Below are 23,605 nucleotides of genomic sequence, written 5' to 3'. Positions count from 1 at the left end.
GAGACGTTATGACTATTCACACTAAACAATATCGAGACAATCATTGCGTTGATTCAAGTCGCAATTTCTCTGAGGAAAAACGTATGTCTGTACAAAGCACTTGGAACATGAAAAAGTCACTAGCCGTTATTTTAGCTTCAGCGCCATTAGTATTAGTCGGTTGTGGGGGTGGTGGCGGTGGTGGTGGTGGCGGCAGTGCATCTACTCCATCGACATCTACACCCACGACACCTGCAACACCGTCGACTCCGGTCAGTACAGTGACTGCACAAGGTTACACCATGGAGGATTTAGTTGTACCTGACGGATTCAATTATGACTCTGTTGAACAGTTTGATCTCGACATCGACATCAGCAGCATTTCAACAGACCGTTCTTTTGTGACCGTCTACAGCCGTTTTAGTACAAGAGATGACTCAACCTTGAAGCCAGATTACTCCAGTAAAGTGATTGCTGGCTCATTAAACAACGGAGTCTTCGCGTCTAACTTTACGGCTCCAGTCAATCACGACTCATTGTTAGTCGAAATTTGGTTTTATGATGGTCAACCGCCATTACAACAAGTGGTATCAAGTAGTGATTCCCAGATCGTTTGGTAATCGGCGGAGACAGTTTGGTCGTAAACAGATGAAAAACTGATTCTGTATCAATCCAAAGTGAGCAGCGATGCTCACTTTTTGATCGTATAAGAATGGATAGCCACTCAAACTTTCTGATTGATTACATTCACTTTACTGCCAATCTGACTTATCTTTTCAAGATTACCTTCAAAGACTTACTCTCATGAAACAGTTAAAAATAGGTCTATTTATCTTAATGTGTGGTGTCGGTGTGCTGTTGGCTCTCACCTACTTACCTTTGACCTCAGAGACAGGGCAACGTATTCAAGCCAAAGTGATTTCTAATACTCTCACTCAATCTCTAGACGGACATAGGCGCTACCTCACAGTTGAAACTCAAGACAACCAAATATTTCGCGTTTCCATTCCACCAACAACAGACTGCCCTCTTGATTCTGTGGTCGCGCTTGATACATTAAACAATCAAATAACCGGACAAAGCAGTTATCAGTTCATCCACTGCCGGACTGCGCCTTAGTCGTCGATATAACGAGACGAATCGATATAACGGCACTAATCGATGTATCAACACGAATCTGTATAACTTCCGCAATAGCTATAACAACAAGAATGGATATAACAATAATGAATCAGCCACTCATCTCACCAGAACAACTTCAACAACGTTTGCTAGAAAACCATTCGCTAGAAAGTCATCCGCTAAAAAGCGACCTAATCATCTTAGACGCCAGTATCGAGTTTCAAATTCCAAGTGAATCAGAAAAGATCAAAGGACAAATGATTCCTGGTGCGATTCGTTTTGATTACGACAAAGACTTTTGTAATAAGCACACTCTGCTTCCTCACATGTTCCCGACAGAAAAACACTTCAACATACGTGCACAAGAAATTGGCATCAATCAAGACAGTACGATTGTGGTTTACGATAACGCCGGAACCTTCGCTTCGCCCCGTGCGTGGTGGATGTTTATGGCAATGGGACACAACAATGTATACATCTTAGATGGTGGTTTACCAGCGTGGATCGAAGCCGGTTACGCGACAGAGACTGACTATCGAACCGAAGTGAAAACGGGCAACTTTGAAGGCAATATTCAAGACAACTATTTTGTAAGTGCTCATCAGATTGAAAGTTACTCAACTGACAAGAGCGCAAACATTGTAGATGCACGATCACAAGCACGTTTCGATTCTGAAGTGCCCGAGCCACGTGAAGGCTTACGCAGCGGCCACATTCCTAACTCGGTTTGCCTGCCATTTGCACAAGTATTAAATGCAAGTAAGTTGAAGTCTAAGAACGAGCTTATCGACATCTTTTCAACGTTAGACTTAAACCCTTCTCAACCCATGTTCTTCAGCTGTGGTTCTGGTGTGACCGCTTGTATCATTTTATTAGCGGCTAAACTTGCTGGTTACTCAGGTGAAATGGGGGTTTACGATGGCTCATGGACTGAATGGGGCGCTAACGACAAACTCCCTATCGCCGTGACTAAAAAGTAATTCAACTTCACTCAGTGCTACTGTTAATCTTACTGACATAGCGTGCATCATGTGCATAAGAAGCTTATTCACCGTGAGAATAAAACCTCATGGAGTAAGCTTTTTACTATGTAGCTAACGGCTACCTCCGCTTGAAGCCAGAGCTCGATTAGCGTTACTGCTATAAACGACGACTGTTTGCTAACTATAAACTGTGATTAACCATGGGTTATTCGTCATCAAAATTCTGAATACTAATATTTCGCTCAAGAATCTCTGCTCGTAGTCGTTACACTATTTAATCATTAATACTTTCATTATTGATATTTGTATCCTTCGTTGCATGAATCACGCTGACAATCCACTAGTTTGTCACTTGCTCTCTGTTTAAGTAGTAATTAACAAAAGGCATCTCATGGCTCTATTTAAGAAAAATATCTGGTCGCTGTATGTTCTGATCGTACTGCTTACCCTGATACTTTTCGCTGTGTTGGGCATAAGTAAGTGGCAAGCAAACAGAGACGATTTCACGGAGCAACAGCACATTCAGGTAGAACTTTTTTCTAGCTCTGTTAGCTCGCTGATGACCAGCCAAGAAGCACTACTTGAAGTTGTTGGGCACCAGTTAGCCCAACAATCTGACTTTACTCGCACGGCTTCTATCCAGATTCGACCAATATTAGATAAGCTACTTGATACTCACCCCGCGATAGCCGCATTTGGGTTACTTAATCCTGAAGGTGATTACCTTGCAATTAGCTCGAACCTACAGCTATCCGATCAGCATAATTTGCTTAACGACTCATACACCAGAGATTCATTTCTCGAGGCCATGTCTAGCGAAAAAATGGTGTTGGGACGTACCTATTTCCAGGACTCACTTAACAGCCTAGTAATTCCGCTAAGAAAGTCGATTTCAATCGATGGCAAGCACGTCGATGCAGTCATGACTGCGGGTTTGCGTTTGGACAGTACGATCGTATTTGAAAGCAACGCACACGCAGGTAGCTACAACACGTTAACCTTGCTTAGAACAGACAACTATCGTCAGTTCTTTTCTAGCGACATCGAATCTCTTGACGCCTATTTGAAACCTGTTGCTAACGACCTGATGAAGCGCATTACCAAAAATTTTTTAGAACAAGTGAATGTCAGTGTCAAAGAAGCAAAAACAGGTAAAGACACGTACTCTTTCAGTATCAGTGACGACACATACCACTCGCTCGTTAGCGCTAAATACATTCCAGACTACAAGCTTTGGGTTGTCGGCCGTACAGACCTATCGCACGTCGATGGCATATTCGTAAAAGAGTTTGGCATTCTTTTTGTTGCCTTTATTTTTCTTCAATTTGGTTTCTACTTTTTAGTAAAATCGATTGCCAAGAACGAACAACGCACTCGAAGCCAACTCATCTACCAAGCGAATCATGACCCGTTAACCTCTCTACCCAACCGTTTATACATGCGTAGAAACATTGGTAAATGGATTGAAGATGAGTCAGAACCGTTTTCACTGTTGTTTATCGATATCGATAACTTTAAATGCGTCAACGATACCCACGGGCACGACTTCGGTGACAAGGTGCTCAAGCAAATCGCTTTACGTTTGATGAGATTCCGCTCTCGAGTCAGCCTTTTAGTGCGGGAATCCAGTGATGAGTTTTTATTCTTAACGCCTTTATCGAATGAAGTTGAAATTAAACGACTCGCCAAGCGGATTATTGAAGTGCTGTCTCAACCTTATGAAGTCGAAAGCGCGCAGTTCTTGTTAGGTTGCAGCATTGGCGTAGCACGTTTTCCTGAACACGGAAAAGATTTAGATAGCCTGTTACGCTCTGCCGACATTTCAATGTACAAAGCGAAGCAGCAGCAAAACTCGTACAGTATTTTTACAACAGAAATGCAAGACGCTCACCTCTACAAAATGAAAGTAGAACAGAGGCTACGTATCGCGATCGAAAAACAAACTCTGTTCATGGTTTTCCAACCACTGGTCCGTGCTGATGAAAGTATTCACGGTGTAGAAGCACTCGTTCGCTGGATTGATGACGAGCTGGGTTTCGTTCCGCCAGATGTCTTTATACCGGTGGCTGAAAGCACTGGCTTAATGCAAAAACTGGGCGCTTTCATCATTGAATCCAGTGTCATGCAAATCGCGCATTTACATAGAACCACAGAACAAAAAATCGGATTGTCGATTAACATATCCGTTCGCCAATTTTCTCATAAATCGTTCTCTGAACACTTGTTCGCTACACTAGAAAAGTATCAGTTTTCGGCAAACTGTCTGACATTGGAGATCACCGAAAGCCTGTTCATTGAAGATGTAACCTTAGTAAAACCCATTTTCGAAGATCTCAAAGAGAAAGAGATAAAGATCTCTTTGGATGACTTCGGTACTGGTTACTCATCATTGAGTATGTTGAAAGCACTCCCTATCGATGAACTTAAAATTGATAAGAGCTTTATTGATAGCATTGCGGTTGACCAACAATCACTTACGATGGTTCAAAACATAATTGCGATCGGCAAAAACTTCGGCATGGTGGTATTAGCCGAGGGCGTAGAGTCCAACGAACACTTCTCTATTCTAAAGGCATGTGGGTGCGATTTAATGCAAGGCTATTACTTCTCGCGACCTATTCCTTACGATGAGTTGTACGAATTTTTATCTCCAGCCTCAGTCAAGGAAGTCGAACTGGCATAAACCGCAAGTTAACCAATAGCACCACTATCTCTACCCCTGGCTATTGCGACCTCAGAGTCTAATGAACCAAGAAAGTGAACTTACTGCCATGCCCCCTCAAAAGCATGGAGGTACTCAAATATAACTCAACCTGGATCCGGTAAGTTTCTACGCCATAAGTCACTATCTAGCGTTTTTTGATACCCATAGTCATACAATTTCTGCACATACTCTAAACTGAATGAACTGAGATCATCCTTCGAAAAATCATCATCGATATAGGCAAGATTAAAACCAATTTGGTTACGCTCACTGTAGTTATAAATATGCTCAATATCACCGATACTTTGACGACGAATCAATATCGATAGCGCACGATAAGAAACTGATGTTAAGCCATTCTCTATCTCTTCAAACTCAGGTTTAAGAAAACCATTACGTATAACGTAAATGTTCTTTTCTATATTTTTGGGAACAAAGGTTTTTTGGAAACCCTGTGGAATAAGAAAGACTTGCCTTGAAACACCTCCATCCACATGCAGTTCATCGACCGTTCCCCCTCGATATGGCAATGTAATTCGAGTGGCGGGGAATAGCCCAGGAACGGCACTGCTCGCAATAATGATATCTTGTATCAACTGTTGGGCTTGAGGCGTTCCGATCTGGGCAATTTTTCCAACGTCCCAAATCGCCATTTTTTCATTGTCTAAGCTTGTTGTCGCGATAAGTAATATCCGCCCTTTGCTTCTCTCAACAGCAAGTTGATTGACCATTATAGCGTCGACAGCATCACGGACTTTGAATTCAAAACCACTAACATCCACCATTGAATTTCGAAAAGGTAACTGAAAAATTGAGTTACGTTTAAACATTTCATCGGCTGTCGTTCGCGTATAGTAACCCTTCAGTTTTTGATCGTATTCACTGCCTAAAAATGCAAATATCGACACAATCGCACCCGTTGATACCCCTGTAACAACATCAAATTCGGGTCGAGTTCCACTCTCACTCCATGCGTTCAAAACGCCCGCGGAGAAAGCCCCATTAAACCCACCCCCTGACAGCGCAAGATGGTTTACCTGCCCGGACTTGTTACTGTGCTCAACAAGAGATTCTATAACGTGACTAAAGTCGTAATTATCAGTCGAGATAACGGACTCATCCCAAAACCTCAAACCCGGCGTGTCTAAGGGGTTTAACTGCTCGGAATTTAATAAGACGTTACGTTCAGGTGTATAGGCGCAACCCGATACCAACAACACGAATATTACGATAATGAACAACGCAGGTTTTGGTGTCATCAATGCTGTGTCTCTTTCAGGCGGCTTATACAGCACGATTTACCACCTTATACTCGAGTATTTTCTGCATCAATAAGATAAATAGAGCGCTGATCACTACTGCGATAAAAATAGAGCTAAATCGATATAAAATCGAGAAAAAGGCATCTTGTTCACCGGGAATAAGCACGGTTGTCAACGGCACCGTTAATGAAGCCATCGCAGAAGATGCTAAGGCCGACTTGAGCTTGCCTTGTGTGTGCCAATAACAAAATGGTCCCATCGCAATCGTGAATAAAAGCCAGTATAAAAATGCATTTACGTACCATTGCCCTAATGTTAACTGCACCCCTAAGCCTGCAGCACATCCTGCGGCAGTGCCAATCACTCTCACTTTGGCCATATCGACCGCGCCAGCACAAGTTAAAGGGGCCAAAATCACCAATATTGACGCGTAAGCCGCTGATGAGTCATACAGATCGACGACTTGGAAAACAATAAAAGATAGCATCACGACAACCCAAATCACCATGATTTGCGTGACGTCATATTGAATGGGGAGTTCTACCTCACCTTTCAGATTATTAGTGGGTTGCTTTTGTTGATCTTGCTGTTGTTGATGTACCTCTTGCCGTTGCTGATATTGCTCATCACAAACCGGAGCAGGAAAGAGCCAATACGCTATTGAACAGATAACAATATTCAATAAGCAATAAACCCCAATGGTAATAGAGATCTGCTCGACATCGATAAAGTCATAGCTACTTAGATGCAGTAATATAGAGACAACAATTAAGCCCATATAACCAACGATAAAGGTCTGCTTTTTTGTCATGGCGATACATTTAAACAAGAACATCAAGGCCACAGCAGTCAGTAAAATAAGGGGATAGCTACCTAAGACTCCCCACAACACATTGGCCTGAATGATTGACCAAATAGCACTGACGAAAATGATTAGTAACAATGGTAAGTTCAAGCTATCGCTGATGCTAAGGACAAAAAGAGGCAGCAAAATTGCCAAGAAACCCAGCTCCCAACCCATGGCCATACTAACAGCCAGACCAAAAGAACAACCAAACCATATTCGAAGTGTCTTCATCGCAACCGCCTAATAGATGAAATGAAACCAACTAATAAAACGGATACGCGTTTTTGCTACGAATCGCCAAAAACGGTTGTCGTTTGAATATAAAGCGAGCGTTGCGCGCGAACCTACGAATAACGGGCTTGGTAATGCATCATCGCTTTGTAGATTAATTCGAGTGCGCTGTGCATCTCGTACCCAACGGTTGTTCCCTTCAATCTGAGTCAAAGTACCATTTGGATTTTGGTGTCCAGAAGCGACACCTAGGTCTCGACTCGCGACGCTGTAGTCAAAGATCTTCCCGGGATGAGCATCAAACGTAACCAACGCTCGATAACGTTCTTGTACGTGAGCGACTGACTTCTCTCTGAAGTCTGCAGCGACCCACATAGAACCGTCAGAGATTAAGGTAATCAGCGGCATATTCGCGTTGGCCATTGCGCCAACTTCTAAACGCAAGTTAGTCACTACCCCAGCACTTTGTGAACGTACCGTCGTATTAGTCAAATCAAGCTTTGCTTGTCTTACACGGTTTTCAGCTAACAATACATCTGTTATTGGTATACCCGGCTCTCCTAAGCGCGCAACTAAAGTACCAAGATGATGTTGCTCAATTTCAAGAACTGAACTTGCCACTTGATACTGCTTGAACACATTATCCAAATTCGATTTTGATACGGCTTGGCTCTTAGCAAGCTCAGCAACTCGTTGGTAATCTGCACGCGCGTTTTCGTAGCCTGCTTCAGCTCTGGAGATACTGGCCATCGCCATCTTCTTTTGAGCGTATAGAGATCTTTCTTGCTCTTTGGCTGCTTTCAATGCGAGTTCAGCTTGCTCTAGTGCTATAACATATTTAGCAGGGTCAAGAACAAACAAGATATCGTCCCTTTCTACCGCTTCGTTGTTTTTGACGAGGACTTCGGTGACCTTACTCGTCACTTCAGGCGCGACTTGCACAACTTGACCATAAACACGTCCCTCTGTCGTAAAAGGAGCTCGACGATCAGCGACAATTAAATACACAAACGAGACAATAAACACGCTACCCAAAATTTTCATGACGCGTTGAAATACTTGCTTTTGCTGCATGATTTATCCTAAGCCTAGAGATTTTGTGCAATTATAGTCATAACAAGGTCATTCTGGTATGCTCATAAAAAGCCCCCATTTGAGCTAAAAATAGGACAATGAAAGCAAATTTTGACGATATCCGACTTTTTTCACAAATCGTACTTCATGGTGGAATAAGTGCTGCAGCTAAAGCAAACGATATGCAGCGTTCCAAGGTTAGTCGTCGCCTAAAAGCTTTAGAATTTTCGTTAGGTTCAGAGTTGCTTATTCGCACGACACGCAATATTGAGTTGACAGAATCTGGGAGACATTTTTACGAATTGGTGGCTAAGCAGGTTTATCATATCGAACAAGGAGTAGAAGCTTTACAAGAGAGCCAGAGAGATTTTAATGGTATTTTACGTCTTGCGATTCCTTCGGCTTTGATGAGCTCAAGCATCTTTAACTCAACCATTGATGACTACTCAGCACAATTTCCCAACGTACAAATAGAAATTGAAAATCACCAAGACAGTGTAGATTTAAAACGATATGGTTTTGATCTACAAATACTACCTAATGTTGTTGAAGTCATTGATGATAGTTATATTCAGTTTAACTTACTGCAGTACGGATCTCGGCTCGTAGCAACCAAACAATACCTAGAATCTCACCCATTCTGTGATACGTTAAATGACCTAAAACTCCATCGCATTTTATCCAATAGATACAGTGCAGACTTTCTTGATAAGTCCATTAAAATACACTTAAAATCTGATGACCTAAACCTCTTACTCAAGTTAGCCTTACAACACCGCGGTATTGCTTTTCTACCTGATATATACCTGACACGTTCGGTTGACGATTCGAGCCTAGTACATGTATTACCCGATATTGTTTTCCCAAAATTGAGCTTAACCATGCTCTACCCGTCTGCCAATTCTTTATCAAAAAAGACACGTTCCTTTATCGACTTATTCAAGCTCAATTTAGAACAGAGTATTTCAATAGGCTAGAGGTCACCCCCGACTATAATAAATTTAATATTATCAGTATCTTATACCTAAATCCTAAACAGAAATGCAAAACGGGAACCTAGATAGATTCCCGTTTTAACAACGAATGAAGTTCATTTTCGTAAGAACAACAAGGGATAGGACAATAAAGTGTATCTCCTTTGTCTGCTCTTTAGTTTTTATCAGTCAGTTCAACATGCTTCATCTGCTCATCAAGGTTAAGTACCGTTAATGCATTGCTTACACTAGTCGCGATTACATCCACCACACCAGTTCTTAGTGCGCCTAATAGAGCGAGAGGTTTACTGTTCTCAGCGGCGATGGCAATAACATCAGCAATTGGACGAAACTCTTCCAAGGCCAAACCAATGACTCGGTCACTCATGACAGTATTTGCTGCTTTACCATGTACATCGAAAAAGTCATAACCCGCAAAATCACCTACGACACCTTGAAGTAACCTTGATTGCACAACCTCTCCTGCTGTAAACCAACCTAGGTCGACCATATAACTATTTTCACTCATGTCACCAATACCCACTAGAGCGACATCGGCTTTACGAGCGAGATCGAGCGTTTGCTTTACAGTGCTGTTTTCCATAAATGCAGTTTTTTGCGCTTTATTCTCTGCATAAGCAGGCGCGTACAAGGTTTCTGAAGAACCACCGTACTTTTTCGCTAACTGTCTGCATATATGGTCGGCGTTAAACATGCCGCCTCTTGGGTGAATGCCACCGATACCACACACAAACTTGCAATCACGCGGAGTGATCACGCCAGTATGGTGCGCCACTGACGATACATTACGGCCTTGACCTACTGTTACCACCATGCCATTTTTCAATGTACTAGTCAGATAGTTAGAAACTAAACCAGCCACTTGCAGTCGTTGCTTCTCTTCATTCGGTTGGTCTAGTGCAACCAGTGCCCGCTTCACACCAAAGCGCTCGATCAAACGTTGTTCGATCTTCGCACTGAATACAGGATGGTATTTCACTGTAATCTCGACAATCCCTTCATCGCGAGCTTGCTTGAGCATTCGACCAACCTTTGCACGAGAGATAGAGAACTTTTTAGAGATCTCTTCCTGGGTGGCACCATCTTGATAGTAAGCAACCGCTACTTCAGTGAGGAGATCAGTGTTTTCTTCGGAAACATCTTGGATATTCTTACTCATATACCACTCAACCAATATTTAACAATTATTTTACCTGCTGTACTTCCTAATATAGGAGAGCTCAGTAAGTGATACACAAGCTTACACCCTGAACATATGTAACAACAAGGAACATTTGCTCAGCGTCATAACCATAGTTTCGTTGTTGATTAATTCACCTCACTTTGTTCGTTAAACGTTTGCTTGCATACCCCATGATTACTAGAGCGAAATATATTTGACTGAAGTCACCATACGGCACTATTTACCGTTGACTTTGGGGCTAGATCGGATAAATATGGCTACATCATTTACTCATCGAGCGAACAAATGTTCTCTGCAAATGTTCGTTCGGAGAAAAATTTAAATTAATGTAAGTTAGGCTCACTGGTACAACCATGAGGAACTTCATTAGTTCGCTTGCAAATGCCCACACCTCCCATTAAAGGGGTGTTCTGCGATACATAGGATGATCAAAATGAGCAATAAATTAGAGCAACTTCGTAAACTAACAACTGTTGTAGCTGACACTGGTGATATCGAAGCTATCAGCAAGTACACTCCGGAAGATGCAACAACTAACCCATCTCTAATTCTTAAAGCCGCTCAAATTGCTGAGTACGCACCTCTAATCGATGCTTCTATCGAATACGCTAAAGCGCAAAGCGCTGATAAAGCACAACAAGTTCAAGATACTTGTGACATGCTTAACGTGAACATCGGTAAAGAAATCCTTAACGTTGTACCTGGCCGTATCTCTACTGAAGTAGATGCTCGTCTTTCTTACGACATGGAAGGCAGCGTTGCTAAAGCTCGTCAACTTATCAAAATGTACAACGACGCTGGCATCACTAACGACCGCATCCTTATCAAACTGGCTTCTACTTGGGAAGGCATCCGTGCTGCTGAAATCCTAGAGAAAGAAGGCATCAACTGTAACCTAACGCTTCTATTCTCTTTCGCTCAAGCTCGTGCTTGTGCTGAAGCGGGTGTATTCCTAATCTCTCCTTTCGTTGGTCGCATCATGGACTGGTACAAAGCGAAAGAAGGTCGCGATTTCGAAGCTTCAGAAGATCCAGGCGTAATCTCTGTTTCAGACATCTACAACTACTACAAAGAGCACGGTTACAAGACTGTTGTTATGGGCGCAAGCTTCCGTAACATCGGTGAGATCCTTGAACTTGCTGGCTGTGACCGTCTAACTATCGCTCCTCAACTTCTAGCTGACCTAGAAGCAGCTGAAGGCGAAGTAGTAGAGAAGCTAATCGACTCTAACGGTACTAAAGAGCGTCCTGCTGCAATGACTCACGCTGAGTTCCTATGGGATCACAACCAAGACCCAATGGCTGTAGAGAAGCTAGCTGAAGGCATCCGCAACTTCGCCGTTGACCAAGGCAAACTAGAAGACATGATCGCAGCTAAGCTGTAATCACTACCGAATAAATAAGAGGAACGAATTTCGTTCCTCTTTTACATCTATCCACGAATTTTTAATTTCGAATCAATTTTGGAAGCAATTATGAACCGCAAACATCTAGCTAACGCGATCCGTGCTCTAAGCATGGACGGCGTACAACAAGCAAACTCTGGTCACCCTGGCGCACCTATGGGTATGGCTGACATCGCTGAAGTACTTTGGCGCTCTCACCTAAACCACAACCCGTCAAACCCAGAATGGGCTGACCGCGACCGTTTTATCCTGTCTAACGGCCACGGCTCTATGCTGATTTACTCTCTGCTTCACCTAGCAGGTTACGAGCTTTCAATTGAAGACCTTAAGAACTTCCGTCAACTGCACTCTAAGACTCCAGGTCACCCAGAGTACGGCTACGCACCAGGTATCGAAACAACGACTGGTCCTCTAGGTCAAGGCATCACTAACGCTGTTGGTATGGCGATGGCTGAGAAAGCGCTAGCAGCACAGTTCAACAAAGAAGGCCACGACATCGTAGACCACTACACTTATGCATTCATGGGTGATGGCTGTCTGATGGAAGGTATCTCTCACGAAGCATGTTCTCTAGCGGGTACGCTAGGTCTTGGTAAGCTGGTTGCTTTCTGGGATGACAACGGCATCTCTATCGATGGCGAAGTTGAAGGTTGGTTCTCTGACGATACACCTAAGCGTTTTGAAGCTTACGGCTGGCACGTAATCCCAGCGGTTGATGGTCACGATGCTGACGCTATCAACGCGGCTATCGAAGCAGCTAAAGCGGATCCTCGTCCGACTCTAATCTGTACTAAAACAGTAATCGGCTTTGGTTCTCCAAACAAAGCAGGTACGCACGACTGTCACGGTGCACCATTAGGCGCTGACGAAATCGCAGCAACTCGTAAGCAACTAGGTTGGGAGCACGGTCCTTTTGAAATTCCGTCGGAAGTTTACTCAGAGTGGGATGCGAAAGAAGCAGGCGCAGCTAAGGAAGCAGCGTGGAACGAGAAACTTGCAGCTTATGAAGCAGCATACCCTGAGCTGGCAGCTGAATTCAAACGCCGCGTAAACGGTGATCTTCCTGCTGAATGGGAAGAGAAAGCAAACGCAATCATTGCTGACCTTCAAGCTAACCCAGCAAACATCGCATCACGTAAAGCATCTCAAAATGCTCTAGAAGCGTTCGGTGCTATGCTACCTGAATTCATGGGCGGCTCTGCTGACCTTGCGCCTTCTAACCTGACTATGTGGTCTGGTTCTAAGTCTCTTGAAGCAAATGATTTCTCTGGTAACTACATCCACTACGGTGTACGTGAATTCGGTATGACGGCTATCATGAACGGTATCGCTCTGCACGGTGGTTTCGTACCATACGGCGCAACGTTCCTAATGTTCATGGAATACGCGCGTAACGCAATGCGTATGGCTGCTCTGATGAAAACTCAGAACATCCAAGTTTACACACATGACTCTATCGGTCTTGGCGAAGATGGTCCAACTCACCAACCGGTTGAACAGATCGCTTCTCTACGTCTGACTCCAAACATGAGCACATGGCGCCCATGTGACCAAGTTGAGTCTGCTGTTGCTTGGAAACTGGCAATCGAGCGTAAAGATGGTCCTTCTGCACTTATCTTCTCTCGTCAAAACCTTGCGCAACAAGATCGTGACGCTGAGCAAGTAGCAAACATCGCGAAGGGTGGTTACATCCTGAAAGATTGTGCTGGCAAGCCAGAGCTAATCATCATTGCAACGGGTTCTGAAGTTGAGCTAGCGGTTAGCGCTGCTGCTGAACTAACAGCTGAAGGTAAAGCGGTACGCGTAGTATCTATGCCTGCAACTGACGCTTTCGATAAGCAAGACGCTGAATACCGTGAGTCTGTGCTTCCAGCTGACGTAACAGCACGTATCGCAGTAGAAGCTGGCATCGCTGACTTCTGGTACAAGTACGTTGGCTTCGGTGGCAAGATCATCGGCATGACAACGTTCGGCGAATCTGCACCAGCAGGCGAGCTATTCAAGATGTTTGGTTTCACTACTGAAAACGTAGTAAACACAGCGAAAGAGATTCTTGCTTAGTCTGTTAATCCGTTAGCTGATTTCTAAGCACATAATAGAAAGCCCTACTCTTTTGAGTAGGGCTTTTTTGTATCTGTTGCCTGTTAATCTGTTATCTGTTCTTTTGGCTCACAAAAAAGCCCTGCTAGCTTCGCAAGGCTCTTTCTTGTTTCTTAATTTCTCATTCGGGTTTGAATTTGGCAGCTATTTCTCTTCGAAGCGCTTCGCCAAGTGATAGAACTCATTCACTTGCTCTTTTAGCTCAGTGGAGTGGTCTTTCACGGAATGCGTTGCCACTAAATTTTGCTCTGCAGTAGACGCGATAGACTGCATATGTAGGTTTACATCACTCGATAGCTGACGCTGTTTATGCGCGGAGCTTTCAACCGACTGCATTAAATCGTTCATCGATTGCATTAAAGTTTCGACTTCAGACAAGCGATCTGCACTCACCTTCGCAACATCGCCACACGCGTCCGTTTGCTCTCGGTTCGCCAGAATATCCTTTTGCCAACCTTCAATCGTCGCTAGCATGGTGTCGATACTCTCTTTGATCTGAACCGTCGCCTTTGACGTACGACCCGATAGCGCACGTACTTCGTCGGCAACAACGGCAAAGCCTCGTCCTTGCACGCCCGCTCTAGCCGCTTCAATTGCTGCATTTAGTGCCAACAAATTGGTTTGTTCGGCGATTCCACCAATCTCTTCCATTATCTTGCTTACGCTCTGCGCTTGATCGCTCAATTGGTAAGTCGTTTGAGTCGCCTTTTCAGCCTGTGAAGCTAAGCTTTCTAAATTTCGATGGGTTTGATTAATGCTCTCTTTAGCACCAGCACAGGTTTGCAAAGTTACATCAACAATCTGGTGCGCTTCTTCTGTACGAGAAGAGACCTCATTCGCGGTGACTTCAACCTCTTCAGTCGCCTCTCGCACTTGAAGAATGTCTTTTGTTTGTTGATCTAAAGCTTCAGATACTTCAAATGACGTGGCATTCAGGTTGTCCGCCAAATCCTGCAGTGGCTTGGCTGAGTCTGTCATGCGACCTAGTACCGTGCGGATTCTTGCAGACAATAATTTTAAGTGAAAATCGGCAACAGAGAACTGACTATTGCCTGAATAGACAAGGCGACTGACACTATCGAATTTAGATTGCAGCTTTTTTAACTGCAATGGAGTATCAATGAGCTCTTGTCGGAAAAGCAATGCTAATGCGGAAACAGGAAGTAAGCTCAATAACCATTGCGATACTTGCCCTACTTCGATTAGGTTTGAAATCAAAGGGGCTGCTATAGAACCGAGTAACACTGCGTAACGAACACTGTCACTGATCTGTAACGACCATTGACGACCCGATCTCTCTGCCTTCAATAAGCTTTGGTAAGCCTTATCCGCGACTTGTACCCATTCGTTTTTAGGCTTAACACGAACCGATTGGTAGCCACTCACCTTCCCGCCATCATAAATAGGGGTAACGTAAGCATCAACCCAGTAGTAACCACCAGATTGGGTTTTATTTTTTACGATACCGCGCCACGCTTTACCCTGCTTTAGGTTAACCCACATATCGGCAAAAGCCGCTTTCGGCATATCATTATGCCTCACGATATTGTGGTGTTGCCCTAGCAATTCTTGTTGGCTGTATTCTGCGATGCGACAAAAAGCATCATTACTGTAAGTAATCACACCTTTAAGGTCGGTAGTCGAGACAAGTTGTTCGTTTTCGCTTAGAAGCGTTTCACGAGATTGAGAAGATGAACTGACAGTCATTTATATTAACTTTTGTTAATTATTGTTTTAGGCGAGGAATATATACAATTATTAAAGTTATGACAAAATGTGAACGTCACATTTTATGTAAATGCCTGCTATTTATACAAAAATACGCCTGACACCTCACAAAGCTCAAAGCTTCACGTCTTTTCTTTTCTCTTCTCAAATTCACGGTCATGACTCATCTAAGTTAACCGCAGTGGTAAATTTCACGGTTCTCATAGAAACAGAGGTATGGAACTTGCGAATGTTTAAATCTTTGCGCAGTACTCGTTCAACAAAATCTTCGTAGGCTTGAATGTCTTTGACCGTCACAATCAGCATAAAGTCAAAGCTGCCCGATATCTGATAGCACTGCGTGACCTCTGACGCCTTAGAAATAGAATGGCGAAAGATCTGATAAATATCCCCTCGGTCTCGTTCCATTTCTACGGACACAACCAAAGTCATCTTACTGCCTGTAAGTTCTGGGTTGATGATAGACACATCACTCACAATCACGCCTTCCTCTCTCAATCGTTTCACTCGCTTTAAGCAAGCCGGAGGCGATAACCCAACCATCTCAGCCAATGTGAGGTTTGGGATTCGGTTGTTCTTCTGCAGTTCAACGAGAATATTCCTATCTATACGATCAATTTCCATAATTTCTCAAAGCTCTAATTTCGTGACCAATAATTTCTAATAATACGACAAATAAAAAATTGGAGTCGAATATTGATATAGATTTTGAAATAACCATCACAATAATCAAGGTAAGATCTTCTCATTCCAAACAATCGAACCATGGTCGTAACTATGAAATCAATCTATCAATTTTTTAAAGAACTCCTCAGAGAGATTTTCGATGTCACCTCGACTCTTTTCCGAATCATGATTCCAATCATCATCGTGATAAAGGTCGTTGAAGAACTTGGCGGCGTCGTAATTCTTAGCGAATGGCTAAGCCCAATAATGGAAAGCGTCGGATTACCGAAAGAAATGGGCTTGGTATGGGCAACAACCATACTCACTAACATCTATGCGGGGCTGATTATTCTTATTAATTCCGATGCTCCCTTAACGGTTGCTCAAGCCTCGGTTTTAGGCAGCATGATGCTACTAGCGCATTCATTACCGATTGAGGGTGCAATAGCTAAAAAGGCGGGTGTGAGTTGGCTGGCTACCCTATCAGTGAGAGTCGGTGGTAGCTTGGTGCTGGCATGGTTACTCAATCTCGGTTATCAATACGGGGATTTGCTCAACTACCCAGCAACCGTGCTTTGGCAGCCTGAAGTATCTGGAGACACGAGCTATCTTGGATGGGCTATTGAGCAGCTAAAAAGCTTTGCCGTCATCTTCATGGTGATTTCAGCACTATTACTGCTACTCAAGATTTTAAAAATTCTAGGCGTTGAAAAGCTCATGGCAATATTGTTAAGACCATTCTTGATACTACTCGGAATCAGCAAGGACGCGACTAACCTAACCATTATTGGAATCACGCTTGGTCTTTCGTTTGGCGGCGGCTTATTGATCAATGAAGCTAAAAAGGGACATATCTCGGCGAGGGATGTATTCACAGCAATCATGCTGCTCAATCTACTCCACAGTTTGATTGAAGATACACTTTTGATCATGTTAATTGGGGCTGATTTTTACACCATATTTTGGGGAAGGTTAGTATTCTCAGTGCTGGTTATCGCCTTAATATCAAACGTCATTAAGCGCATGAATCCACGTACTTGTGAACGTTATTTTTATCGTGATGTCTCTCAGTCATAAGTAAATCGCCAACGAGAATAAAAGGAAAAGAGCTCAAATACGGGCTCTTTTTTACGACTTGGTGCTCCTATCACCTCCGCTATTGTTAAATTTCACGCCCTTGAAACACTAAAAATCATTCTCAACACCCCAATTATTGATATTTAGAGTGAAAATAATTTCAGTATGGGTATTTACTAAACACTCAATTATTAAATGCAATTTTTAAACACAGATAATAAAACACGTATCTTATTATTTATCACCCCACACCTTGTATAAAGCGGTCTCAAGATAATAAACACTTACCAACCAATGTTATTAAAAATCCAAACTATCAACTATTCATTCAACAAAACCCATTAAGTAGCTGACAATAAAATAAATAACCATCCTTATTTGATATTAACTCTTAATGTTGAAACCGGAACGAATAATGATTTGTAATGATTATTTATTTGATTGGTTAATTTTATAAATATATTTTGTTACATAATCAAAACTGATGGCTTGGTATAAGAATGTCACACAAAACAATGGCTTTAATGGTTCTCATTTTTTCCTCACTGTCACAGGCTTCCACTATTGAGAACGACGAACTATTGCTGAAGTCATTGATTGAAGGAGGCGTTATCTGCCCAGGCTTAACCTATGAGGGCAATCAAGAAGCTTTGCGTATCTATCTAAACGCCAAAAAAGTAAAGAGCACTCCGTTTGATTCAAAAAATAGAAAAGAGACAACCAATACAAAAGAAATAGAAAGTATAAAAGAGATAGAAAGTACGAAACATACAGCAAACACACGTCAGTTAAATAAGACACCACAAGAGTGTATTAGGCCAGACTCGGACAACTGATTCGAATAAGGCAGTTGATACTGATATCGACATGGAAATATAAAAAGGAAATACAATGAAAATGATGAGAAAAACATTGTTGGCTTCAGCAATGCTTACTCTATTTAGCGTCAGTAGTTATGCAAAAACACCTATTGATTTAGGCGTTGTTAATGAAGACAAACTCATTGAAATGCTAGTTAGACAAGGCTTAGTCGACCAAGATGCAACCGATGTGGCAAAACACGACGCACTTGACCGTTACTTAAAAAATAAGATCAATTCCGGTTTTAAAGGCGACGCTCAATTCGGTAAAAAAGCACTTGAGCAACGAGCGAAAATACTCAAAGCCATTGAGAAAGGAACTGGCGTTAAAAAGGCGAGCGTCTTTGCTTTGGAAGTCGGCACCAAGCGTACCGATAAAGTACTCGCTCTATTGGTGGATTTCCCTGATTTGAACTGGGATGACAACAAGCTGACCGAAGAGCACACCCAAATGCTCTACGAGAGCTACAACCCAGAACATTATCAAGAGTTGCTGTTTTCAAACTCTGGCTACACAGGGCCAAACGGCGAAAACCTAATCTCGATGCGTCAGTATTACCAAAGCGAATCGGGTGACAGTTACAGCGTTGCAGGTCAAGCTGCTGGTTGGTATCGCGCCTCTAAGCCTGCGTCTTTCTATGGTGGTAACTCCCCGACGACCGACAACGATCTCAACGCACAAGAACTAGTTCGCGAAGCGTTGAATCAACTGGCTCAAGATCCTAGCATCAACCTAGCCGATTACGATATTGAAGATCGTTACGATTACGATGGTGACGGAAACTTCCGTGAACCCGATGGTGTAATTGATCACTTAATGGTATTCCACGCATCTGTTGGCGAAGAAGCCGGTGGTGGCGTATTAGGCCCTGATGCTATCTGGTCTCACCGATTCAACCTTGGTCGCACACATGTGCTTGAAGGCACCTCTAGCTCTCTTCCTGACCGCTTTGGTGGCCAATACGCAGCATTTGATTACACCATTCAACCGATTGACGCGGCAGCGGGTGTCTGTGCTCACGAGTATGGCCATGATTTAGGTCTGCCAGACGAATACGACACACAATACACAGGCAAGGGTGAACCAGTATCTTACTGGTCAATCATGTCCTCAGGCAGCTGGGCTGGCAAAATTGGTGGCACACAACCAACGGCATTCAGCTCTTGGGCAAAGCACTTCCTACAAAAATCGATTGGTGGTCGCTGGGTTAACGATGATCAAATCTCGATTGATGACCTAGAAGACAACCCACAAGTTTATACACTGTTCCAAACAACGGATAACAGCCGTCCGAACATGATTAAGGTCGATCTTCCTGAAAAGCAAATTGAAAGTCTGAAACCCTTTGAGGGAGAGTATTCATTCCACTCTCAAAAAGGCGATGACCTGAAAAACAGCATGACACGTAAGTTGGTGATTCCAGCCGGTGATTCTGCACTGCTTTCGTTCAAAACTTGGTATCAAATCGAGAAAGACTACGACTTTGCGCGGGTACTCGTGAATGGACAAGCCATCGCAGGCAACATCACCTCAATGGATGACCCATACAACACGGGTCTAGTCCCTGCTATTGGCGGCGAATCTGGCGGGTGGATTGACGCTGAGTTTGACGTTTCACAATGGGTAGGCCAAGAAATAGAACTGTCATTTGAGTACATCACCGATGGTGGCTTGGCGATGGAAGGCTTCTATTTGGATAACCTCAGTGTGGTCGTTGATGGTGAAGTCACCTCAATAGACGATGGTGAAAGCAACTCCACCTTCGCCCTTAATGGCTACAAGCTGAGTAATGGATTCCACCAAGCGCAGCACTACTACCTACTGCAATGGCGCAGCCATATGGACGTTGATGAAGGTCTAGCCAACATCAAACGCATGGGTCAACTGATCTCATTCGATCCGGGTTTAATCATTTGGTACGTAGACGAGTCGTTGACTGATAACTGGGTAGGCAAACACCCAGGTGAAGGCTGGTTAGGTGTGGTCGATGCAGACCAGAATGCCATGACCTGGGAAAAATCCGGCGAAGTCGCTCAAACTCGTTACCAAGTTCGTGATGCTGCGTTTTCACTCAAAGATCATACCCCAATGCGTCTTGTGAACAGCGACAATGATGTACTGGAAGATACCAGTTTGGTTGGCAACGCTAGCTTCTCTGACGACCAAGATTACACGTCTCCACAAGCGCCTGATTCAGGACGTATCCTCACGGAGTTTGGCTTAGCCGTTGATATTGTGAATCAGAGTGACAACAACGAATACGGCGTGGTTCGCTTATCGAAAGTAAGCCAACACAACGTCGCCCCTACTGCGAACTTCGAGCTCAATGTTACTGGCCTGAACGTTTCTGCACGTAACTTCAGTTCTGATCAAGACGGTGAGATCGCCAGTTATTTATGGGACTTTGGCAACGGCACAACAAGTAGCGAAATGTCACCAACTTGGTCTTACGAGCAAGCCGGTGAATACACGGTGAACTTGACCGTTGTCGACAACAAAGGCGCTGCCGATTCATTTAGCGCCGTGTTGAGTGTTGAATCTCCAAACGCTCTTCCAGAAGCAAGTGCGAAGTACATTCACTTGGGTCGTTGGGTAACTATGTGGTCAACAAGTTCAGACAGTGATGGTCGTATTGTTGATACCGAGTGGACACTTCCAAACGGAAAGGTGAAACGAGGTCGCACATTCACTTCGATCTTCCCTTCATACGGAAAGCACGAAGTGACACTGAAGATAATCGATGACCAAGGCGGGATTACGACTAAGACAATTTTAGTCGACCTGTAAATCATCTTAGGTCTTAGGTCTTAAACGATAGACCATCAAAATAAGTACGCGGCTCTATCACGCGTACTTACAAGCAAGCTTAAGCACTGTTGTCATCGGGCATCAACCCAAGACAGCAGTTTTAAGAAAACGTTATTATTTAAGCCGTAAGCAAAAGCCCTACCGATTTGGTAGGGCTTTTTATTGGTCGCAGTTCGAGATACTAGGGTTCTAATCACAGTAACGAATTTACTGAACCACTATTCGATGAGCCATTACACAGGCTGCTTTTGAATACGCGATTTACGAGCACTAAATGCGAACAGCAAGATAACAGCTAACACGAATGGTAATACGTAGATATTAAGGTTCTGCCACCCTGCTGTCGATTCTAGCCAGCCAGAGAGCATCGCTGTAATAGTCACACAGCCAAAGACAATAAATTCATTAAACGCTTGTGCCTTAGCTTTATTCTGCGATTGGTAGGACTGACTAAACAAACCTGTTGCCGCGATAAACATGAAGTTCCAACCCACACCAAGCACAACCAAGGCCGCTCTGAAGTGCCAAATAGATTCTCCATGAATGTTAATCGCGATACAGACGACGAACAGAATCCCGCCCGCCAAGATCATCATTCTTGAGCCAAACCTCTCGATAAGTGATCCGGTAAAAAATGCAGGTACAAACATCCCCAACACGTGCCACTCAATCACGCCAGCAGCTTTAGTAAAGTCAAAACCACAGCCAATCATTGCCAATGGCGTTGCAGTCATCAAAATGTTCATTACAGCGTAAGCAACCATGGCTGCAAAGACCGCACCAATAAAGTTCGGTGCTTTAACGATCACACCTAAAGGATCGGCTTTGGGAGCCTGACTATTAAAAGAGACTTTAGGAAATTGAATGGTTTGTAAGATGAGTAACGCAAGAATATTCAACCCAATCAAAGAAGCAAAAGCACCAATGTACAAGCCATCTGCTGACCATTGTTGAGACATGATCGCTAAGTTAGGCCCGAGTACTGCAGCAAGAACGCCACCAGCCATCGATATAGAAATTGCGCGATGTCGTGCATTTTCATCACACACTTCGATAGCAGCGAAACGATAAAGCGTACCAAAACCAATACCTATCCCAAGTAAGAACGTGGCGAAACAAAACAGATAGAAATTTTGCTGAGATAAAGCGTAAGTTGCAAGGCTCGCCCCTGTAATGCCAACCACATTACCGATACTGAACCCTCGTTTTCGTCCTAATTTTCCTGAAATTAAAGATGCAGGAATAGTGGCTGCCATTAAACCCAAAAACTGCAGTGCTACCGGCAAGGTAATCATGCTCACACTGGGCGCAATCTGCTTACCGATCAAACCAATCACCGAGATCAACAATATGTTACCCGTCATCAATAAGGCCTGACACAGTGAGAGCAGCCAAACATTTCTATTCATCTTCGTTCCTAAATATGAGCACAGTGGGTCAATAGACCAAATAATCAACAAAGTCGCAACACTTTGTTACTCAAAAGAACTCCAGCAAACAACCGCAGGCTCTGCCTCGAACAATATTCAATCCAGCATACTTTGATCTTCGCTGCTTTACGCCCTAGGGTTGAAATTATCATTACTTAAGATAATAATAATTTTCTATTATTTATAGGCTTTAGCATTTGAAGGTGAGTATGATTAATCCACTTTGGCTCAATACATTTAAGACTCTGGTTGAAGTTGGACATTTCACCCAAACCGCAGAAAAGTTGTACATGACACAACCAGGGGTCAGCCAGCACATCAAGAAGCTTGAACAAGCTTGCAATTGTGACCTGTTATCGAGAGAAAATAAAAGCTTCGAGCTGACCGAACAGGGTCGGATTATTTATCGCTATGCGCTCAAGCTAGAAAAAGACCAAGAAGATTTATTCGAATCTCTGAGTTTTGACAATCCTTATGCTGGGCAATGTCATCTATCCTGTTCGGGTTCACTCTCTTTACGTCTGTATCCCAAGCTTCTTGAACTTCAGCAGCAACACCAAGATCTGAGCATTAACTTAGAAGCAGCTCCAAACAAAAAGATATTGAACGACCTAATCCAAGGCACCACCGATATCGGCATTGTTAGGCACTCCCCAAACGACAGTTACTATCAGAGCCAAGTCATTGGTAAAGAAGCACTCTGCCTCATCGTTCACAGCAGTCTGGCTCACTTAGAGATAACTCCACAAGTACTGCACGACATTGGCCTGATTGCGCATCCAGATTCTGCTCACTACCTGTCTTTGTATTTCGATCTGTGTGGAGACAAGGATCTCGCGAACATCAACGTTAATGAAATACCAAGATCTGGCTACATCAATCAGCTTCACCAGATCTTGCTGCCAGTATCGAAAGGGTTAGGCTTTACCGTCTTACCGGCAGGTGCAGTTGAGCACTTCCCGGAAAGAGACAAGTTGCACGTTGTGCCACCCAAAATAGAGGTTGAGGAAATACTGTATCTGGTTCAAAAACGAAACCGAAAACTGCCGCACCGATACGATACGGTTATCGATCTGATCAAACAGAACGTGAGTGGTTAGAAGCGTTGATTAGTTGATTAGTTGATTAGTTGATTAAATTTAAAACCTTT

18 protein-coding genes are annotated in these 23,605 nt (G+C 43.4%); 11 read left to right on the top strand and 7 right to left on the bottom strand.

Annotation, left to right across the window (positions count from 1 at the left end):
- The first annotated feature begins 8 nt into the window (after nucleotides 1-8).
- The 4 genes from AC3CID_RS18080 to AC3CID_RS18065 all read left to right on the top strand — a co-directional run bounded on the left by AC3CID_RS18080 (nucleotide 9) and on the right by AC3CID_RS18065 (nucleotide 4,767).
- Nucleotides 9-599: a hypothetical protein gene (locus tag AC3CID_RS18080; RefSeq protein WP_428785488.1), complete on the top strand. Its 591-nt coding sequence runs from the start codon at nucleotides 9-11 to the stop codon at nucleotides 597-599.
- Between the two features lie 184 nt (nucleotides 600-783).
- Nucleotides 784-1,098: a hypothetical protein gene (locus tag AC3CID_RS18075; protein WP_428785489.1), complete on the top strand. Its 315-nt coding sequence runs from the start codon at nucleotides 784-786 to the stop codon at nucleotides 1,096-1,098.
- Nucleotides 1,099-1,205: 107 nt separating this feature from the next.
- Nucleotides 1,206-2,081, top strand: coding sequence for a sulfurtransferase (locus AC3CID_RS18070; RefSeq protein WP_488527829.1), 876 nt, complete (start codon nucleotides 1,206-1,208; stop codon nucleotides 2,079-2,081).
- Between the two features lie 394 nt (nucleotides 2,082-2,475).
- The gene (locus AC3CID_RS18065; protein ID WP_488527828.1) at nucleotides 2,476-4,767 is read left to right on the top strand and encodes a putative bifunctional diguanylate cyclase/phosphodiesterase; all 2,292 of its coding nucleotides are present in this window, start codon (nucleotides 2,476-2,478) and stop codon (nucleotides 4,765-4,767) included.
- A gap of 125 nt (nucleotides 4,768-4,892) precedes the next feature.
- Here AC3CID_RS18065 and AC3CID_RS18060 read toward each other — a convergent pair whose 3' ends face one another.
- Genes AC3CID_RS18060 through AC3CID_RS18050 form a run of 3 tightly spaced genes read right to left on the bottom strand, consistent with a single transcriptional unit; the run spans nucleotide 4,893 to nucleotide 8,202 of the window.
- Nucleotides 4,893-6,083 (bottom strand): patatin-like phospholipase family protein, encoded by a 1,191-nt coding sequence (locus AC3CID_RS18060; protein ID WP_488527827.1) that lies wholly within the window; start codon nucleotides 6,081-6,083, stop codon nucleotides 4,893-4,895.
- Nucleotides 6,073-7,128 (bottom strand): DUF2955 domain-containing protein, encoded by a 1,056-nt coding sequence (locus AC3CID_RS18055; protein ID WP_488527826.1) that lies wholly within the window; start codon nucleotides 7,126-7,128, stop codon nucleotides 6,073-6,075. Before AC3CID_RS18055 ends, AC3CID_RS18060 begins: the two co-directional genes overlap by 11 nt.
- Before the next feature lie 9 nt (nucleotides 7,129-7,137).
- Nucleotides 7,138-8,202: an HlyD family secretion protein gene (locus AC3CID_RS18050; RefSeq protein ID WP_488527825.1), complete on the bottom strand. Its 1,065-nt coding sequence runs from the start codon at nucleotides 8,200-8,202 to the stop codon at nucleotides 7,138-7,140.
- 98 nt (nucleotides 8,203-8,300) lie between these two features.
- Here AC3CID_RS18050 and AC3CID_RS18045 point away from each other — a divergent pair, with 98 nt between their 5' ends.
- On the top strand, nucleotides 8,301-9,179 hold the full coding sequence (locus AC3CID_RS18045; protein ID WP_488527824.1) for a LysR family transcriptional regulator: 879 nt from the start codon (nucleotides 8,301-8,303) through the stop codon (nucleotides 9,177-9,179).
- A gap of 172 nt (nucleotides 9,180-9,351) precedes the next feature.
- On the opposite strand, the gene AC3CID_RS18040 is transcribed toward AC3CID_RS18045, so the two are convergent.
- Nucleotides 9,352-10,356, bottom strand: a complete 1,005-nt coding sequence (locus AC3CID_RS18040) for a sugar-binding transcriptional regulator (protein WP_171313504.1) — start codon at nucleotides 10,354-10,356, stop codon at nucleotides 9,352-9,354.
- A 457-nt stretch (nucleotides 10,357-10,813) separates the two neighbouring features.
- Between AC3CID_RS18040 and tal the strand changes: the two genes are divergently transcribed.
- A complete protein-coding gene (tal, locus tag AC3CID_RS18035) occupies nucleotides 10,814-11,764 on the top strand; it encodes a transaldolase (protein WP_029224345.1) in 951 nt (316 codons plus the stop codon).
- Between the two features lie 90 nt (nucleotides 11,765-11,854).
- Complete coding sequence (tkt, locus tag AC3CID_RS18030; RefSeq protein ID WP_114635098.1) at nucleotides 11,855-13,846, top strand: transketolase; 1,992 nt, start codon at nucleotides 11,855-11,857, stop codon at nucleotides 13,844-13,846.
- Between the two features lie 183 nt (nucleotides 13,847-14,029).
- On the opposite strand, the gene AC3CID_RS18025 is transcribed toward tkt, so the two are convergent.
- On the bottom strand, nucleotides 14,030-15,592 hold the full coding sequence (locus AC3CID_RS18025) for a methyl-accepting chemotaxis protein (protein WP_488527823.1): 1,563 nt from the start codon (nucleotides 15,590-15,592) through the stop codon (nucleotides 14,030-14,032).
- A 177-nt stretch (nucleotides 15,593-15,769) separates the two neighbouring features.
- Complete coding sequence (locus tag AC3CID_RS18020) at nucleotides 15,770-16,237, bottom strand: Lrp/AsnC family transcriptional regulator (RefSeq protein ID WP_017086398.1); 468 nt, start codon at nucleotides 16,235-16,237, stop codon at nucleotides 15,770-15,772.
- A gap of 153 nt (nucleotides 16,238-16,390) precedes the next feature.
- On the opposite strand from AC3CID_RS18020, the gene AC3CID_RS18015 reads away from it, so the two are divergent.
- The 3 genes from AC3CID_RS18015 to AC3CID_RS18005 all read left to right on the top strand — a co-directional run bounded on the left by AC3CID_RS18015 (nucleotide 16,391) and on the right by AC3CID_RS18005 (nucleotide 21,004).
- Nucleotides 16,391-17,356: a hypothetical protein gene (locus AC3CID_RS18015; RefSeq protein WP_171315853.1), complete on the top strand. Its 966-nt coding sequence runs from the start codon at nucleotides 16,391-16,393 to the stop codon at nucleotides 17,354-17,356.
- Nucleotides 17,357-17,856: 500 nt separating this feature from the next.
- Nucleotides 17,857-18,192, top strand: a complete 336-nt coding sequence (locus tag AC3CID_RS18010) for a hypothetical protein (protein ID WP_054545655.1) — start codon at nucleotides 17,857-17,859, stop codon at nucleotides 18,190-18,192.
- Between the two features lie 55 nt (nucleotides 18,193-18,247).
- Nucleotides 18,248-21,004, top strand: a complete 2,757-nt coding sequence (locus AC3CID_RS18005) for an immune inhibitor A domain-containing protein (protein WP_488527822.1) — start codon at nucleotides 18,248-18,250, stop codon at nucleotides 21,002-21,004.
- 254 nt (nucleotides 21,005-21,258) lie between these two features.
- Here AC3CID_RS18005 and AC3CID_RS18000 read toward each other — a convergent pair whose 3' ends face one another.
- Nucleotides 21,259-22,434 carry an MFS transporter gene (locus tag AC3CID_RS18000; protein ID WP_054545657.1) on the bottom strand — a complete coding sequence of 392 codons (1,176 nt, stop codon included), beginning with the start codon at nucleotides 22,432-22,434 and terminating at the stop codon, nucleotides 21,259-21,261.
- Between the two features lie 230 nt (nucleotides 22,435-22,664).
- Between AC3CID_RS18000 and AC3CID_RS17995 the strand changes: the two genes are divergently transcribed.
- A complete protein-coding gene (locus AC3CID_RS17995; RefSeq protein ID WP_488519026.1) occupies nucleotides 22,665-23,555 on the top strand; it encodes a LysR family transcriptional regulator in 891 nt (296 codons plus the stop codon).
- Nucleotides 23,556-23,605: the final 50 nt, after the last annotated feature.

It is taken from the genome of Vibrio sp. QJM3NY_21, assembly GCF_057785975.1.
Note: the sequence above shows the minus strand (reverse complement) of the source record. Positions and strands in the feature narration are given on the sequence as shown.